At 71.4% G+C, this 15,776-nt stretch carries 18 protein-coding genes; 9 read left to right on the top strand and 9 right to left on the bottom strand.

Annotated elements, in window-relative coordinates:
• Window positions 1–4: 4 nt before the first annotated feature.
• From O7605_RS27465 to O7605_RS27430, 8 genes are all read right to left on the bottom strand, one after another.
• Window positions 5–421: a hypothetical protein gene (locus O7605_RS27465; protein ID WP_269741857.1), complete on the bottom strand. Its 417-nt coding sequence runs from the start codon at window positions 419–421 to the stop codon at window positions 5–7.
• Complete coding sequence (locus tag O7605_RS27460) at window positions 387–1,091, bottom strand: hypothetical protein (RefSeq protein WP_269741856.1); 705 nt, start codon at window positions 1,089–1,091, stop codon at window positions 387–389. Before O7605_RS27460 ends, O7605_RS27465 begins: the two co-directional genes overlap by 35 nt.
• Window positions 1,088–1,348 (bottom strand): hypothetical protein, encoded by a 261-nt coding sequence (locus O7605_RS27455; RefSeq protein ID WP_269741855.1) that lies wholly within the window; start codon window positions 1,346–1,348, stop codon window positions 1,088–1,090. Before O7605_RS27455 ends, O7605_RS27460 begins: the two co-directional genes overlap by 4 nt.
• A 3-nt stretch (window positions 1,349–1,351) precedes the next feature.
• A complete protein-coding gene (locus tag O7605_RS27450; RefSeq protein ID WP_269741854.1) occupies window positions 1,352–1,615 on the bottom strand; it encodes a hypothetical protein in 264 nt (87 codons plus the stop codon).
• A 113-nt stretch (window positions 1,616–1,728) separates the two neighbouring features.
• A complete protein-coding gene (locus tag O7605_RS27445; protein ID WP_269741853.1) occupies window positions 1,729–3,489 on the bottom strand; it encodes an ABC transporter ATP-binding protein in 1,761 nt (586 codons plus the stop codon).
• The gene (locus O7605_RS27440; protein WP_269741852.1) at window positions 3,486–5,231 is read right to left on the bottom strand and encodes an ABC transporter ATP-binding protein; all 1,746 of its coding nucleotides are present in this window, start codon (window positions 5,229–5,231) and stop codon (window positions 3,486–3,488) included. The genes O7605_RS27445 and O7605_RS27440 overlap by 4 nt, the downstream gene beginning before the upstream one ends.
• Window positions 5,232–5,302: 71 nt before the next feature.
• Window positions 5,303–5,905, bottom strand: coding sequence for a class I SAM-dependent methyltransferase (locus O7605_RS27435; RefSeq protein ID WP_269741851.1), 603 nt, complete (start codon window positions 5,903–5,905; stop codon window positions 5,303–5,305).
• A gap of 23 nt (window positions 5,906–5,928) precedes the next feature.
• Window positions 5,929–6,540 carry a methyltransferase type 11 gene (locus O7605_RS27430; RefSeq protein WP_269741850.1) on the bottom strand — a complete coding sequence of 204 codons (612 nt, stop codon included), beginning with the start codon at window positions 6,538–6,540 and terminating at the stop codon, window positions 5,929–5,931.
• 111 nt (window positions 6,541–6,651) lie between these two features.
• Here O7605_RS27430 and O7605_RS27425 point away from each other — a divergent pair, with 111 nt between their 5' ends.
• The 8 genes from O7605_RS27425 to O7605_RS27390 all read left to right on the top strand — a co-directional run bounded on the left by O7605_RS27425 (window position 6,652) and on the right by O7605_RS27390 (window position 14,545).
• Entirely contained in the window at window positions 6,652–8,013 is a 1,362-nt protein-coding gene (locus O7605_RS27425) for an MGH1-like glycoside hydrolase domain-containing protein (RefSeq protein WP_269741849.1), read from the top strand.
• Between the two features lie 156 nt (window positions 8,014–8,169).
• Entirely contained in the window at window positions 8,170–8,814 is a 645-nt protein-coding gene (gene phoU / locus O7605_RS27420; RefSeq protein WP_269741848.1) for a phosphate signaling complex protein PhoU, read from the top strand.
• 216 nt (window positions 8,815–9,030) lie between these two features.
• Complete coding sequence (gene pstS, locus O7605_RS27415) at window positions 9,031–10,107, top strand: phosphate ABC transporter substrate-binding protein PstS (protein ID WP_269741847.1); 1,077 nt, start codon at window positions 9,031–9,033, stop codon at window positions 10,105–10,107.
• An 86-nt stretch (window positions 10,108–10,193) separates the two neighbouring features.
• Window positions 10,194–11,186 carry a phosphate ABC transporter permease subunit PstC gene (pstC, locus tag O7605_RS27410; protein WP_269741846.1) on the top strand — a complete coding sequence of 331 codons (993 nt, stop codon included), beginning with the start codon at window positions 10,194–10,196 and terminating at the stop codon, window positions 11,184–11,186.
• Entirely contained in the window at window positions 11,183–12,097 is a 915-nt protein-coding gene (pstA, locus tag O7605_RS27405; RefSeq protein WP_269741845.1) for a phosphate ABC transporter permease PstA, read from the top strand. The genes pstC and pstA overlap by 4 nt, the downstream gene beginning before the upstream one ends.
• 1 nt (window position 12,098) lies before the next feature.
• A complete protein-coding gene (gene pstB, locus O7605_RS27400; protein ID WP_210825820.1) occupies window positions 12,099–12,962 on the top strand; it encodes a phosphate ABC transporter ATP-binding protein PstB in 864 nt (287 codons plus the stop codon).
• A gap of 180 nt (window positions 12,963–13,142) precedes the next feature.
• Window positions 13,143–13,892 (top strand): winged helix-turn-helix transcriptional regulator, encoded by a 750-nt coding sequence (locus O7605_RS27395; RefSeq protein WP_269741844.1) that lies wholly within the window; start codon window positions 13,143–13,145, stop codon window positions 13,890–13,892.
• Window positions 13,889–14,545 (top strand): hypothetical protein, encoded by a 657-nt coding sequence (locus O7605_RS27390; RefSeq protein WP_269741843.1) that lies wholly within the window; start codon window positions 13,889–13,891, stop codon window positions 14,543–14,545. Before O7605_RS27395 ends, O7605_RS27390 begins: the two co-directional genes overlap by 4 nt.
• Before the next feature lie 13 nt (window positions 14,546–14,558).
• Here O7605_RS27390 and O7605_RS27385 read toward each other — a convergent pair whose 3' ends face one another.
• On the bottom strand, window positions 14,559–15,017 hold the full coding sequence (locus O7605_RS27385; RefSeq protein WP_269741842.1) for a hypothetical protein: 459 nt from the start codon (window positions 15,015–15,017) through the stop codon (window positions 14,559–14,561).
• 392 nt (window positions 15,018–15,409) lie between these two features.
• Here O7605_RS27385 and O7605_RS27380 point away from each other — a divergent pair, with 392 nt between their 5' ends.
• The gene (locus O7605_RS27380) at window positions 15,410–15,766 is read left to right on the top strand and encodes a DUF2267 domain-containing protein (RefSeq protein WP_269741841.1); all 357 of its coding nucleotides are present in this window, start codon (window positions 15,410–15,412) and stop codon (window positions 15,764–15,766) included.
• Window positions 15,767–15,776: the final 10 nt, after the last annotated feature.

Here is a 15,776-nt window from a genome sequence, read left to right as displayed (position 1 = left end):
CCAGCTACGACGAGTAATCGGCAGCGAGCTGCTCGGCCTCGGCTACGAACTCATCCAGCTCGGCCGGGGTCAAGTCCGACTCCAGGAGTATCTGCCCCAAGACGAAGATTTCCACACCAAGCACTTCGTCTGGAGCCATATTCTCGATCAGCTCTGGTTCACCGACAGCAGCCCGGATGACGCCCTCAATCTCAAGCGCAGGTGGAGTGTCGCCCTGCTGGTACTGGGCGCGAGCAGATGACACGAAAGCGGCTACGTCAGACGGGGTGGCATCGGCGCCTAGGTGTCGGTGGACCGCGATGGCGAACGCGGCTTCGATCACCCGGAGGCCGCCGGGCAAACCGTGCTGCCTGATGCCCGCCACCACAGCGTCAGCTGCGTCCCAGTCAGCCCTGGCCAGAGCCCGAATCAGGTCGGTCAACGGGTTTACGTCCACGTCTTCTGAACCTCACTAATCGTTCGCCGATCACCGTCGCGGTCCGATGTACCGCTACACCCAGGAGGATGCCGAGCACCGCGATGTTTCCCGCTGCCTCCGCAGCATCGATCTTTGGCCGAGCCGGACCGGGCGACACAGTTGGGGTTGCCGTTCCGGTCGAGTGTGTCCCGTGGGGGCCGCTTCGATCACGTAACACGCTGATCGACTTCTCGATGGTATCGGCGGCCGTCGTCACGTGATCCTGTACGTCATCGGCTCTCCGCGCGGGCCGATTGATGAACCCTCTCAGCTTCGCGCGATCCAGGTCGCGGCGGTCGCTGTCGGACACGAGGTCCTCGCCGGAGGGTGGCCCCGACGGGGCGGTGGTTGCTTGCGGCATCGAGCCCGGGGCGATGGCGTTCAGGTACGCGGTGACATTCCGGGCGGCCTCGCTGCTCAGCCGGGCGAGTCGGTGCGCCTTGTCCACACCGTTGCGGCTGTGGCTCACCGCCGCGCGGAGGGTCGGATGGTCGGAGCCCTTGCCGGCCATCGCGTATCGGGTGTTCGCCCCGGCGACATCCGTGGCGGCGCGGGTCGCCTGCACCGCGAGGCCGTCCAGTTGGTCGACCGCGGATCGGAGCTGGGCGATGACCTGAGCGAGCGGGCCGCTCACCCCAGCAGCTTCCGGTACGCGCTGCCGTTCTCCTGGGCCGCGGTTATGACTCGCAGGGTCAACGTCACCTCGCGGATGGCGTCAGCGATCGCCTTGCGGGCCTGTTCCGCCTCGGCCCGTCGGCTGTCGTGCAGGGTGGCGAGCACCAGCCCGGATACCTCGTCCAGGGCCGCGCGGACCCCTTCGATCGTGGCCTTGCCCTGGTCGAGCAGGTGGTGCGCCTCATCGAGTGCGGCCTTGACCTCGCCGATGCTCACGGGTCACCCGAGCAAGCTGATGTACTGCCGGGCCGCCTGCGTGCTGCCCTGGAGCACCGTCGCCGCCTCGACCAGTCGCTGCTTGCTCTGCTCAGCCCGATTGATCGCCTCCGCGATGGCGGGATGACCGGTGCCGGCCGCGACCGCGCGCAGCCGAGAGATCACCTGTTCGGTCCCGTCGATGGCGGACCGGATCTGGTTCGTCGTCGCGTTGCACTGCTCGGCTGCCTGGGCGAGCTCGGCCTTCACTTGCTCGATGCTGGCCATGCCGTCCTTCCGGTCCACCGTACGGGTCGCTGGTCAGTCACGTTTCGTAACGAGGCAGACACTATCCAACATGAATAGTCCTCCGCAGCCCCCTGCGGCCGTGCGGGACGGGCTCAGCCGTGCCAGGAGTGCCAGAGCGCGGCGTAGGCGCCACCGGTGCGGACGAGCTCGTCGTGGCTGCCGAGTTCGGTGATCCGGCCGTCCTCCAGCACGGCCACCCGGTCGGCGTCGTGCGCGGTGTTGAGCCGGTGCGCGATGGCGATGACGGTACGCCCGTTGACCACGGCGGCGAGGGCTCGCTCGGTGCGTCGGGCGGTCGTCGGGTCGAGCGCGGCCGTAGCCTCGTCGAGGATCAGGGTGTGCGGGTCGGCGAGCACCAGGCGCGCCAGCGCGAGCTGTTGGGCGTCGGCGGCACCGAGGTCGCGGGCACCGTCGCCGAGTTGCGTGTCGAGTCCGTCGGGCAGGCCGGCGTACCAGTCGGCGCTCACCGCGCCCAGGGCGGCGCGCATCTGCTCGTCGGACGCGTCCGGCGCGGCGAAGGCGAGGTTGTCGCGCAGCGTACCGATGAAGACGTGATGCTCCTGGGTGACCAGGGCGATCCGGCGACGCCGCTCGGCCGGGTCGAGGTGCGTGACCGGGACGCCGTCGAGGCTGACCACGCCCTCTCGTGGCTCGTCGATCCCGGCGAGCAGCCGGGCGAGAGTGGACTTTCCCGCGCCCGAAGGGCCCACGATGGCGAGGCGTTCGCCAGGGTTGACCACCAGGTCGATCCTGTGCAGCACGTCGGGGCCGTCGGCGTACGAGAACCGGGCGCCGCGTACGACCAGCCGACCGGGGCGGGCGGACGCCGGAACCCGCGGTCGCGGTGGTCCGGTGGCGACCGGGGTGGCGGCGGGCTCACTTTGCTGACCGACACCGAGTACCCGGGCGAACGAGGCGAGCCCGCGTTGGGCCTGTTCCATCCAGAGCAGCAGCCGGTCCAGCGGCTCGATCGCCTGTTGCAGGTAGAGCGCCGCCGCGACCACCTCGCCGAGTGTCACCATGCCACGGTCCAGCAGGAAGCCTCCGAACAGCAGGACCACCGCGATCGGCAGCGCGTAGCTCGCCTCCACCACCGGAAAGAAGACGGATCGCAGGGCCAGGGTCGCTCGGCGGGTGGCCCACACCTGGCCGATGCGCTGCCTGCCGTACCCGATGCGGTCGGCACCGAGGCGGAGCGCCTCGACGGTGCGGGCGCCCTCCGCGGTGGTGGTCAGCGCCTCGGTCAACTCGGCGGTCGCGGCCCCCTCGGCCAGGTAGGCCGGCCTTGCCCGCCGCAGATACCAGCGGGTGACCGCGACGATGGTCGGCAGGCCGGTCAGGGCGACCAGGCCGAGCAGCGGATGCAGCAGGAAGATCGCGCCGAAGAGCAGCGACAGCTGCGTCGCGGCGATGACCATGACCGGCATCACGTCCCGCACGGTCGTCCCGACGGTCGTCACGTCCACCGAGCTGCGGGTGGCGAGTTCGCCGGTGCCGGCCCGTTCGATGACGGAGATGGGCAGGTCCAGCGCCCGCGTGACGAATCCCTCACGGAGCCGGGCGACGGACCGCTCACCGAACCGGTGGCCGACGTACTGGGCGTAGCGGGCGAGCAGCCCGTGAGCCAGCGCGCAGCCGCCGATCGCGAGGGCCAGCCGGTCCACCGCGGCGGCGCCGGAACCGGCCGTGACCTCGTCGACGATCCGGCCCAGCAGCCACGGCGGGGCGAGTCCGGCGATCGCGGCGGCACCGTGCAGAACCAGGACGACGGCGACCGCGCGGCGGTCCGCGGCGATGAGGTTCAGCGCGGCGCGGCGGACGACCTGACGGTCCGCGACGGGCAGTCCGCTCACCGCAGTGATCCGTCCACGTCGGCGGGTTCGCTGTCCCGGGAAACCAGGGCCCGGTAGCTCGGATCCTGTTCGAGCAGATCGACGTGGGCGCCGACGGCGACGATCCGGCCGTCGCGCAGGTGCGCGACCAGGTCGGCGCGACCGAGCAGCAGTGGCGAGGTGGTCAACACGACGGTGGTGCGTCCGGCCCGCGCCGCCCGGAGCCGCTGCCCGATGCGCGCCTCGGTGTGCGCGTCCACAGCGGAGGTCGGGTCGATGAGAATCAGCACGTCCGGCTCGGCGAGCAGGGCGCGGGCCAGGCGTACCCGTTGCCGCTGGCCGCCGGAGAGCGTCCGGGCCCGGGTACCGACCGGCATCTCCAGCCCGTCCGGGTGGGCGTCGAGAAGATCCTCCGCCGACGCCGTACGCAGCGCCGCGCGCAGCTCGGCGTCGCCGAGATCCGCCCGGACGCGCAGGATCTCGCGCAGCGTGCCGGCGAAGAGATAGGAGTCGTGGTCGGCGACGAGGATCCGGGCCCGCACCTCGTCCAGCGCGATGCTGGTCAGCGGTACCCCACCCCAGGTCACGTCGCGGGCGACGAACCGCCCGAGCCGGTCGGCCAACGCGCTGGCCTCGGCCGGGTCGTCGGCGGCGACGGCCAGCAGCGCTCCGGCGGGTACGGTCAGCCCGGACGCGGGATCGTGCAGGTCGGCGGGGCGCTCCGGTGCCTGACGTGTCCCGCCACCCGGCGACGTCGGGCCGGCGGCGTCCGGCCGCAGGTTGAGCAGCGCGACGATCCGGCGGGCGGCGACCCGCCCGCGGATCACCTGGTGACCGCCTTCGAGCAGGAACCACACCGGCACGATGAGGACCGCCACGTACCCGTAGACGGCCACCATCTGCCCGATGGTGATGTCACCGGCCGAGGCCATCCGGGCCGCCAGCCACACCACGGCGGCCAGGAACACCCCCGGTACGACGATCGTCAGCGACTCGATCCAACTGTTCACCGCACCCACCCGGTACCCCTCGGCCAGCAGCCGCTGCGAGCGGGCCGCGTACCGGCGGGCGAACAGCCCTCGACCGCCGACTCCGGCGAGCACGCGTAGCCCGGCCACGATGTCGGCGGCGCGGGTGGTGAGCAGGCCCTGCTGGTGGCGGTAGACCGACTCGACCCGTTCGAGGCGGCGCAGCAGCGGAGCGACGAGCAAAACCACCGTCGGCACGCCGAGCAGCACGAACACCGCGAGCGACGGCGACACCGACCACAGGAGAAAAGCGACGAAGACGTACGCGAGGACCGCTCCGACGCCCGGCCCGGTCATCGTCAGCACCGCCGAGGTGTTGGTGATGTCGGCACCGCCCACCGTGGCGACATCACCGGCGGCGAGCCTGCGGGGCAGCACGGCGCCGATCCGGGAGAGGTGGCGCAGCAGGACGGCGGCGGACCGGGCCGAGGCGTCCTCCCGGACGAACGTCATCGTGCGGTGCCGCATGATGCCCAGGTACGCCAGCCCTATCCCGGCGACGACGATCGCGGCCACCCACCACAGCAGCGTCCGGTGGTCGGCGGCGCGTAGCCCGTCGTCGATGGCGCGGGCGACGAGGTACGGCCGCAGCGACAGCCCGAGCATCCAGGCCGTGCCGATCAGACCGCCGCGCAACACCCGCCACGGCTGGCAGCGGACCAGCCACCAGATGTACCGCAGCGGCCCCCTCGTGTCCGGCGTGCCCGGCTCGGCGTGGGGGAGCTGTGGGGGCATCGGTCCAGGCTACGGTGAGCCTCGGGACGCTTCCACGTCAATATCAGCCGGTTCGGGCGTCCCTGAGGGGGTCAGGTCGGACGGCGCAGGATGGTGACGGCGAAGTCCGCGTCGTCGCGCCACGGACGCAGGTCCCAGGTGGCGAAGCGGTGTTCCAGGCGCAGTCCGGCGCCGACCGCGTCGGCGTCGAAATCGGTGAGCGGATACCCCCGGTCGGTGCCGAATCCGACCGCGACCACGCCGTCCGGGCGTAGGTGTGCGGCGACCCGGCTGAGCACCTGGCGTTCGGTGCCGGCGGCGACGAACGCCATCACGTTGCCGGCCAGCACCGCCGCGTCGAACGGCTCGCCCGCACCGGCCGTCGCGAGATCAAGTTCGGCGAGATCGGCGACGAGCCAGCGGGGCGCGGGGTGGTCGGCGCGGGCGGCGTCGATCAGGACCGGGTCCGCGTCCACCCCGACCACGGTGTGGCCGCGTGCGGCCAGCTCGGCGCCGACCCGACCGGTGCCGCAGCCGGCGTCGAGGATCCGGGACGCCGGCGGCACCAGCGTGTCGAGCAGCCGGGCCTCACCGGCCAGATCCGCCCCTTCGGCCGCCAACTGCCGGAACCGGTTGACGTACCACTGGGAGTGCTCGGGACCGGTGTCGGTGGCCCATCGGGTCCTGTTGGTCATGTCTGCACCGTAACTGGGCAGGCTCACGGAAGCCTGGCGACGGTGACGAACTCGTTGTAGGTGAACACCGTGCCGGCGGCGCGGTGGAACGGGAAGGAATATTGGCGCAGCACGGTCAGACCGAGATCCCGGCAGGTCTGCGCCGTCTCGTCGAAGCCCACGAAGCGGACGTGCGAGGCGTCGCTGCGGTAGCCCCGCTCCTGTGGGGTGATGAACACCGCCCGGCCACCCGAACGGACGAACGGCAGGTAGCCGGCGACCACCTCGCGTGCCTGCTCAACCGGCAGGTGTTCGAGCAGGTGCGCGGCGAGTAGTGAGTCGAACGTGTCCGGCCGGGCGTACTTGGACCGGAAGAATTCCGCGGCGGTGTACGCCTCCAGCCCCAAGGCCCGGGAGTGGGCCACCGAGGTGGGGTTGTGGTCCACCCCGACCGCGCCCGGTCCGAGGTTGACCAGGTTGCGGCCGAGGCCCGAGCCGACGTCGAGGGTCCGACCCAACTTCAGCCGCCGCAGGTTCCACCGGTAGGGCGCCTGCACGTCAAGCCACCGCTTCCAGCGCGCTCCGCTGAGTCGCCGCAGCCGCTGGGTGTAGCTCTCACTCTGCGTATCCGCTGGACCGGATCGTGGCTGTCTCATCGGGCACCCTCGCCTCGTCGTCTCGCCGTCCTGATTCACCCCCATGTACCGCGACCTGCGCTGCGGTCGTCCTAGCGTAGCGTCGGGCGCACCGCTACCATGTTGTGACTCATGGTGAACCGAACTGCTCCGTCGGCCGGACCGGGACCGGCTGCCAGTGCTGATGCCGCAGGCGAAGACGGCCTGCTGTGGGCGTTGGCCCGCGACACCCTCGACGGCAACTGGGCGGGCGGACACACGGTGCCGTCCCGCACCCTGTACCCGCACCAGTGGAGCTGGGATTCCGCGTTCATCGCGATCGGCTGGGCGCGGGTCCGTCCCGAGCGCGCCTGGTCGGAGCTGACCAGTCTGTTCCGTGCCCAGTGGCGCGACGGCCGGGTGCCGCACATCGTGTTCAACCCGGCCGTGTCCGGCGGCGCCTACTTTCCCGGGCCGGGATTCTGGTCGTCGGCGGCCGTCGAGGGGACGCCGCCGGTGGCCACGTCCGGCCTGGTGCAGCCGCCCGTGCACGCGCTGGCCGCCTGGCACGCCTACCGTCGGGTGCCGACGCAGGAGAGCCGGGCGGCGTTGCGTCGGCTCTATCCGCACCTGGTGGCGCAGCAGCGGTACCTGGCCAGCTGCCGCGACGTCGGTGGTGCCGGGCTGGCCAGCATCGTGCACCCGTGGGAGTCCGGACTGGACAACAGCCCCGCCTGGGACGAGCCGATGTCGGCGGTGGCGGCGGAGGCGGCGGTGATGCGCGCGTACCGGCGGCGCGACACCGTGCACGCCGATCCCGCGCACCGGCCCACCGACCTGGACTACGCGCGGTACGTCACCATCGTCACCGCGTACCGTGCCGACGGCTACCGTGACGACGGCCTGGCCGACCGACATCCGTTCCTGGTGGAATGTCCGCTGTTCAACGCGGCCATGGGTGCCTCGGAGTCGGCGCTCGCCGGGATCGCCGAGGTGATCGGCGTCGACCCGGGCCCGCACCGGGAACGGGCGGTCGCCATCACCGAGGCCGTGGTGGCCCGCCTGTACGACCCGGGCAGCGGCACCTTCCACCCGCGTGACCTGCGTACCGGCCGGCTGACGCCGGCCCGAACGGTGCTCGGCCTGACCCCGTTGATCCTGCCCGACCTGCCGGTGCGGCAGGTCGAGGCGGTGCTCGCCGAGGCCCGCTCGGCCCGCTTCGGTCTCGCCGCCGGGATGGCCCGGCCGCTGCCGAGCCACGACCGCACCGCCGGCGACTTCGAGCCGCTGCGCTACTGGCGCGGCCCGAGCTGGGCGAACATCACCTGGCTGGTCCGGCGTGGACTGCTGCGGCACGGACACGACCGGCTGGCGGCCGGACTGCGCACCTCGATGATCGACCTGGTCTCGGCGGCCGGTTGCCACGAGTACTTCCACCCGGACACCGGTGCCGGCCTGGGCTCACCGGCGTTCAGTTGGACGGCCGCCCTGCTGCTGGACGTGCTGGCCGACTGACCTGTGCGGCGTGACCCGTCCGGTGCCGCCTTCCGGGTGCCGTGGGAGGTGGCGTCGCCCGGGGGCGGGTAGGTTGCTGTCCAGGGTCGGCCGGCCGCCGCGCCGGTTCCGGGTGCCGCCGAAACGGGTGACCCGGCTGGACGGAAGGGACACGCGATGAGCCGGGACAGCTACGACGAGCAGCTCGACCGGCTGACCGGGGTGCTGGCGGTGATGAGCCGGGACGCCAGCGCGGCGATCCGGCGGGCCAGCACCGCCCTGCTGGAGGTGGATCGGGGCGCCGCCGAGACCGTGCTCGCCGAGGACGCGGTGCTGGACGCCCGGCGGGCCGAGGTGGAGGCGATGATTCCCGAGGTGCTGGTGCGGCACCAGCCGGTGGCCTCGGATCTGCGCCTGGTGGTGTGCGCGCTGCGGATCGCCGGTGCCCTGGAGCGGATGGGTGACCTGGCGGTGCACGTCGCGAAGGTCGCGCTGCGCCGGCATCCGGTCGGGGTGGTGCCGGAGCCGGCGATGCCGGTGATGACGGCGCTGGCCGAGGCGGCGGCACGGGTTGCGGACAAGAGCGCGGTCGTGCTGGCCACCCGGGACCGGCTCGACGCGATGCAGCTCGGGCTGGACGACGACGAGGTCGACGCCGCCCAGGAACGCCTGCTGTCGCTGCTGGTCTCCGGCTGGCCGTACGGGGTGGAGTCCGCGATCGACCTAGCCCTGCTCGGCCGCTACTACGAGCGCTACGCCGACCACGCGGTGAACGTCGCCCGGCAGGTCGTGTACCTGGTGACCGGCACCATCCGCCTCTGACGAGGCCGGCAGAGGTCAGTAGCCGAGGCCCGCGAATTCCGGACATCCGGTACGGCGCGCCCGCAACGTCACATCCCGGCTCCCAGTTGGCCACCACCGAGCCGGCAAGTTCATTTTTCGTTCACCTGGGTCCGGGAGTCCGGCTACCTGCGCCTCCTAACTTGATCCGCGTACGGCCCGGACGGGCTGATGCACCCCGATAGAGAGGCTTACCTGGTGAACCGCAACGTGCTTTCGCGGCGCGTCCTTGTCGGCGTCGCGCTTGCCGCGCTCGCGCTTACCGGCTGTGGTAGCAACGACAACAGCTCGGAGCCGGGCGGCAGCGGCGGCGACAGCGCCTACGCCGACCTGTCCGGCGAGTTGAAGGCTTCCGGCGCCAGCTTCCCGGACGCTTACTACCAAGAGGTCGTCGAAGCCTTCAAGGCCGAGGCCCCCGACGTGACGGTCACCTACAACGCGACCGGCTCTGGCACCGGCAAGAAGCAGTTCGGTGAGGGTCTGGTCGACTTCGCCGGCACCGACAGCCTGGTGAAGGACACCGACGGCGTGGCCGCCGGCTCGTTCATGTACGTGCCGACGGTGGCGGCGCCGATCACGGTTTCCTACAACCTCGAGGGCGTCGACAAGCTCCAGCTCAGCCCGGAGACGCTCGCCAAGATCTTCCAGACCGACATCAAGACCTGGGACGACGCGGCCGTCAAGGCCGACAACCCGGGTGTCGAGCTGCCCAGCACCCCGATCGTGGTGGCGCACCGCTCGGACGGCTCCGGCACCACCAGCAACTTCACCAAGTACCTCGACGCCGCCGCCGCGGGCACCTGGAAGCTGGGCAGCGGTGACACGGTGGCCTGGCCGGCCAGCACCCAGGGTGGCGAGAAGAACACCGGTGTCGCCCAGATCGTCAAGCAGACCAACGGCGCCGTCGGGTACGTCGACCTGAGCGACGCGAAGGCCACCGGTCTGAAGTACGCCGCCATCAAGAACAAGGACGGCCAGTTCGTCGAGCCGTCGCTGGAGGGCACCACCGCCGGCCTGGAGGGTGCCGAGATCGCCGAGGACCTGAGCTACAACCCGCTCAACGCCGCCGGTGCCGCCGCGTACCCGATCACCGCGCCGACCTTCATCATCGTCAAGACCTCCTACGACGACGCGAACAAGGCCGCGCTGGTCAAGGGCTTCCTCACCTACCTGCTCAACGACGGCCAGGAACTGGCCGAGGAGGTCGACTTCGCACCGCTGCCGGCCTCGCTCAAGGAGAAGGCGCTGGCCCAGGTCGAGAAGATCCAGGGCTGATCACAATCAAGATCGCTAGGGCGTTCCAGCTGGGGACGGGATCACGTCGATCCCGTCCCTAGCGGGGTACCTGAGCTGGAGTGAAGATGACCTTGACGAACAATCCCCCCGCCGCCAAGCCGACGTTGACCCAGCGCGGCAGCAGCGCCCTCGGCGACCGCGTCTTCTCCTGGTGGACGCTCGGCACCGGACTGCTGGTGCTGGCCATCCTCGGGCTGATCCTGATCACCACGGTCCGGGAGGCCTGGCCCGCGTTCGACGCGATGGGCCTGCGCTTCATCACCGAACGGGTCTGGGACCCGAACCCGGCCACCGGCGACGCCATCTTCGGCGCGCTGTCGTTCGCGTACGGCACCGCGGTCTCGTCGCTCATCGCGCTGCTGTTCGCGGTGCCGGTCTCGGTCGGCATCGCGCTGTTCCTGACCGAGCTGGCGCCGCGCCGGTTGCGCGGCCCGGCGGTGACCGTGATCGACCTGCTGGCCGCCGTACCGTCGGTGGTCTTCGGCCTCTGGGGCATCCTGGTCGTCGCACCCGCCCTGGTCCCGATCTACCAGTGGATGCACGACCTCCTCGGCGGCATTCCGCTGCTCGGTCGGCTCTTCGGGCCGGTGGCCAGCGGCCGCAACTTCATGACCGCCGGCCTGATCCTGGCGATCATGGTCACGCCGATCATCACGTCGATCACCCGCGAGGTGTTCAGCACGGTGCCGCGCGCCGACAAGGACGCCGCCCTCGCCCTGGGCGCCACCCGTTGGGAGATGATCCGGGGCGCGGTCTTCCCGCACAGCTTCGGTGGGGTGGTCGGCGCGGTGATGCTCGGCCTGGGCCGGGCGATGGGCGAGACGATCGCGGTCGCCCTGGTCATCGGCGGTGCCACAAACATCACCGCCAACCTGTTCGCCCCCGGCAACTCGATGGCCGCCGTGATCGTGCAGCAGTTCGGCGAGTCCACCGGCACGTTCACCGCCGCGCTGATCGGTCTCGGCGTGGTGCTGTTCGCGATGACGGTGCTGGTCAACCTGCTCGCCCAGGTGGTCGTCCGTCGGGCCGAGGCCCGGATGAAGGGAAGCGTCGCGTGACTCTCACCGCACCACCCGCCGCCCGCCCGGCCGCCGGTGGGCCCGACCTGACCCGGGCCGCGCTCTCCGGCCGCCGCCGGTTCACCAACCATCTCGCCACGGCGGCCATCTGGGTCGCCGTGCTGCTCGCCGTGATCCCGCTGGCGCTGGTGACCTACACCGTCATCGCCAAGGGCGGTGGGGTGATGAGCCTGTCGTTCCTGAACGAGGACATCCCCAACTCCTACCGCCGCGACGGCGGGGGCATGGGCCCGGCGATCGTCGGCACGCTGCTCATCACCGGGATGGCCGCCCTGATGGCGATCCCGCTCGGCGTCTTCGGCGCGATCTACCTCAACGAGTACGGCAAGCAGCGGCCGCTGGCCCGGATCATCCGGTTGATGGCCGACGTGATGACCGGCGTGCCGTCGATCGTGATGGGGCTGTTCATCTACATCTCCTGGGTGCTGCTGGTCGGCGAGCAGACCGGTTTCGCCGGCGCGTTGGCGCTGGCCTGCCTGATGTTGCCGGTGGTCATCCGCAGCAGCGAGGAGATGCTCCGGCTGGTCCCCGACGAGCTTCGGCAGGCCAGCATGGCGCTCGGTGCCCGCAAGTGGAAGACCACGCTGACCGTGGTGCTGCCGGCGGCGATCTCCGGGATCACCAGCGGTTCGCTGCTGGCCGTCGCCCGCGCGGCCGGCGAGACCGCCCCGATCATCATCGTGACCGGCATCGTCTTCTCGCCGAACTGGAACCTCTTCGACGGTTCCAACACGGCACTGCCGGCACAGATCTTCCGCAACGCCAGCCAGCCGTTCGAGGCCGCCCAGAACCGGGCCTGGGGTGCGGCGCTGACGCTCATCGTGATCGTGCTCGGCTTCACGATCATCGCCCGATTCATCTCCAGCCGGTTCGCCATCAAGGAGCGCTGACATGGCCAGCAACGACACCAACCTCACCACCCGCCCGTCCGTGGCGGTGCACGCTCCCGGCACCACCGTCTCCGGTGCGGACTCCGCCAACTCGTCGGTGATGCAGTTGCGCGACGTGAGCGTCTACTACGGCAGCTACGAGGCGGTGCGCGGCACCACGATGCCGATCCAGCAGAACCAGGTCACCGCGATGATCGGGCCGTCCGGCTGCGGCAAGTCCACCGTGCTGCGGGCGCTCAACCGGATGAACGACCCGATCCCGGGTGCCCGGGTCAGCGGCGACGTCCTGTTCCACGGCCAGGACCTGTACGCCAAGGACATCGACCCGATCCAGGTGCGCCGCCGCATCGGCATGGTGTTCCAGAAGCCCAACCCGTTCCCCAAGTCCATCTACGACAACGTCGCGTACGGGCTGCGGATCAACGGCATCAAGGGCCGGCTCGACGACCACGTCGAGGAGGCGCTGACCAAGGCCGCGCTCTGGGACGAGGTCAAGGACAAGCTGCGCAAGAGCGCCCTGGCGCTCTCCGGCGGCCAGCAGCAGCGGCTCTGCATCGCCCGGACGATCGCCGTCAAGCCCGAGGTGATCCTGATGGACGAGCCCTGCTCGGCCCTCGACCCGATCGCCACGGCGAAGATCGAGGACCTGATCTTCGAGCTGACGAACGACTACACCATCGTCATCGTCACCCACAACATGCAGCAGGCGGCCCGGGTCAGCCACTACACCGCGTTCTTCACCGCCGAGGTGGACGAGGCGCAGGAGCGGCACGGGCGGCTTGTCGAGTTCAGCCAGACCGGCAAGCTGTTCACCAACCCCGCCGACAAGCGTACGGAGGACTACATCACCGGTCGCTTCGGCTGAGGCCGAACGCGACGGTCGACGGTGGGTCGCCGTTGGTCAAGGGTGACCCACCGGGCCCGGCTGGCTCGTCGTGACGCCCAGCCGTGTCCGGCCGACCGTCGTCGACCTGTAGTGCGGGGGATCGCCCGGCGCGCCCGAGGGTGTCGCGGTGGGCCTGAACTGAACCGGAGCCGGTGTGCGATGAACAATCTCGTCGAGGCCACCAGGGGTGACCATCGATCCGACGGGCGTTTCGTGCTGCTCGTGGTGGACGACGAGGAGAGCGTCGGTGCCGCGTTGGTCGCCCAGCTGGCCGACCACCGGGTACGCGGCCACCACTTCGCGCACGCCGCCGAGGCGCTGCTGGCCGCCGGGGCGCTGCAACCGGACGCGGCCGTGGTCGCCGCCGGTCTGTCCACGATGAGCTGCACCGAGCTGGTGCGCCTGCTCGCCGGCCGGGCTGGCATCCCCACGGTGGTCGGGGTGGGCGACGAGGACGGTGGGGTGGCCGCCGCCGCGCTCAAGGCCGGTGCCACGGCCTGTGTCCGGCGTCCCTACCGGGCCGAGGAGGTGCTACCCATCCTGCGGGCCATCCGTCCGGAGACCTCCGGCGCCCTCGATCCGCCGATCGAGCTGGGTGGGCTGCGGGTGGACCCGGCGACGTTCGAGGTGAGCCTGGACGGCCGGACGGTGGCCCTGCCGTTGAAGGAGTTCCGCCTGTTGTACTTCTTCATGAGCCACGCGGAACGGACGGTCACCCGCGAGCAACTGCTCGCCGCCGTCTGGGGAGGCATCTCCGACGACACCTCGAACACCCTGACAGTGCACATCAAGCGACTGCGTCGACGGTTGGCGCTGGACGGGGACCGGGCACCGATGATCGTGACCGTACGCGGCCTGGGCTACCGGTTCGTGCCCGCCCAGGCCACGGCAACGCCGTCCACGTCGTGAACGTGCCGGCGCTGCCGCCCTACCTGCCGTCGGCGGGTGTGCCGGGGACGCCTACCGAGGGGATGGTCCTGGTGGCGGTCCCGCTGGCGTACGTCCCGCACGTGGCCCGGTTGCTGGCCGACCTCGACGCGCGCCAGCGGGTGGCGCCGGTGCCCCGACGGCGGGTCGACCCGGTGTCCCGTCCGCCCGAGTCGGACTGGACGGTGGCGGACCTGCGCCGGCTCAGCCAGGGGCGCAGCGCCACCCACCGGACGGTCGCCGCGGTGCTCGACGCGCTCGCCTCCGAGCCGGAGCGGCTGTTCACGGTGGGGGAGCTGGCCGAGACGACCGGTCGGCCGCGCAAGAAGATCGTTGGTGCGATGGCGGGGCTGACCCGGCTGTTGAAGGCCCACTACGACTACGCCGGCCGAGGATTCCCGTTCGATCGGGTGCCCGGGCGGCCGGAGGCGCCCCGGGAGCTGTGCTACACGATGGACCGGGCACGCGCCGCGCGCTGGCGGGAGGCGCGGCTGCCGGCCTCGGAGGCGGACACCCGTGCGGGTCCGCCGGTCGACCCAGCGGAGCGACGCGAGGAGCAGGGCGCCGATCGGCGGACCGGGCGCGGCACCGGCGACCGCGCGGCCGAGGGCCCGGTGGCGTGCTCCGACGCGTGAGTGGCGGCGACGCTCAGCTTCCGGTCAGGCGCGCGGTGTCGCGGCGCCGACTGCCGGCGGCGACCTCCAGCCGGCGGACCTGCTCGATCACCGCCACCACGACGGCGTGGCCCTCCGGCGACAGGCGGGCGTCGACCAGCCGTCGGGCCACCTGCCGGACGTACGGGTCGGCCAGCAGGAGGACGAGGTCGTCGTCGAGCGGCCCCCGGTCGGCCGGCCGACCGGTGAAGAACGAGGGCGGACGACCGAAGAAGGCGGCTATCGCCTCCACCACGGACCGTCGTGGGTCCGGTGCCCGGCCCTGGCGCAGGTTGTTGAGGTGGGTGTGCGATATCCGGCAGCCGCGCCGGGTCAGTTCGACGGCGACGCGGCGGACGCTGTACGGCTTGCCGGTCGGATCCGGGGTGGTGCGGAACAGCCAGTCGAGACGCTCGGCGAAGGTCTCGCCGAGGTGGTCCGGCTCCTCAGGCATGGAGGCTCCTCGAACGGCGGAACACCATATTTACACAACGACTGGATCCGGAATCCAGCATTGACAGGACTCCTTACTGTCCGCGTACGATGACATTCGCCTGGCAACCCGGCGGCCGACTGACCGGCCCGGAGGGTTGCCAGCGTGGTCTTTCGGGCCGGCACACGTGGTGGCGAACGGGGGCGCGACGTGTGCCGGCGAGCCGCGCCGTCGGCCGAGAGACCTCCGGGCGGCGCTCGTCCCGCCGGCCTCGCTCGTGGTCGGTCCCCGACGGGCCCGCCCGGGCACCGTACGGGTCCGACCCGGGCCGGGCGGCCCCCGGCCGCGCCGGACGGGCGTTTGCCCAGTGCCGGCGGGGGTATCCAGCACGGCGCCGACGACAGGAGGGCGCCGTGCGGTTTCCGCTGTTCGTCGCCGCGGTGTCACGTCGCTCCGGGCTGGCGCCCGAACCCGCGGCCGACGTCGCGCGGGCGGTTCTGGATACCGTCGTGGAGCGGATGACCGGCGCGCAGCCGCCCGACCCGACCGGGTACCTACCGACCGAGTTGACCGACGCGCTGGCGCCGGGCGGGCCCGCGGACTTCCTGCGCCGGGTCGGCGAGCGGGCCGGAGTCGACGAGAGCACGGCGGCTGCCGGGGCGGCGGCCGTCTTCGCCACCCTGCGCGAGACGGTGACCGTCGGCGAGTTCCAGGAGATGGTGGCGCGACTGGCCACCGCCGACGGTGGTACCGACCCGGTCGTCGGGTGAGGCAGCCCCG

Origin of the sequence: Verrucosispora sp. WMMA2121, assembly GCF_027460185.1 — a bacterium.
Taxonomy (GTDB): domain Bacteria; phylum Actinomycetota; class Actinomycetes; order Mycobacteriales; family Micromonosporaceae; genus Micromonospora; species Micromonospora palythoicola.
Note: the sequence above shows the minus strand (reverse complement) of the source record. Positions and strands in the feature narration are given on the sequence as shown.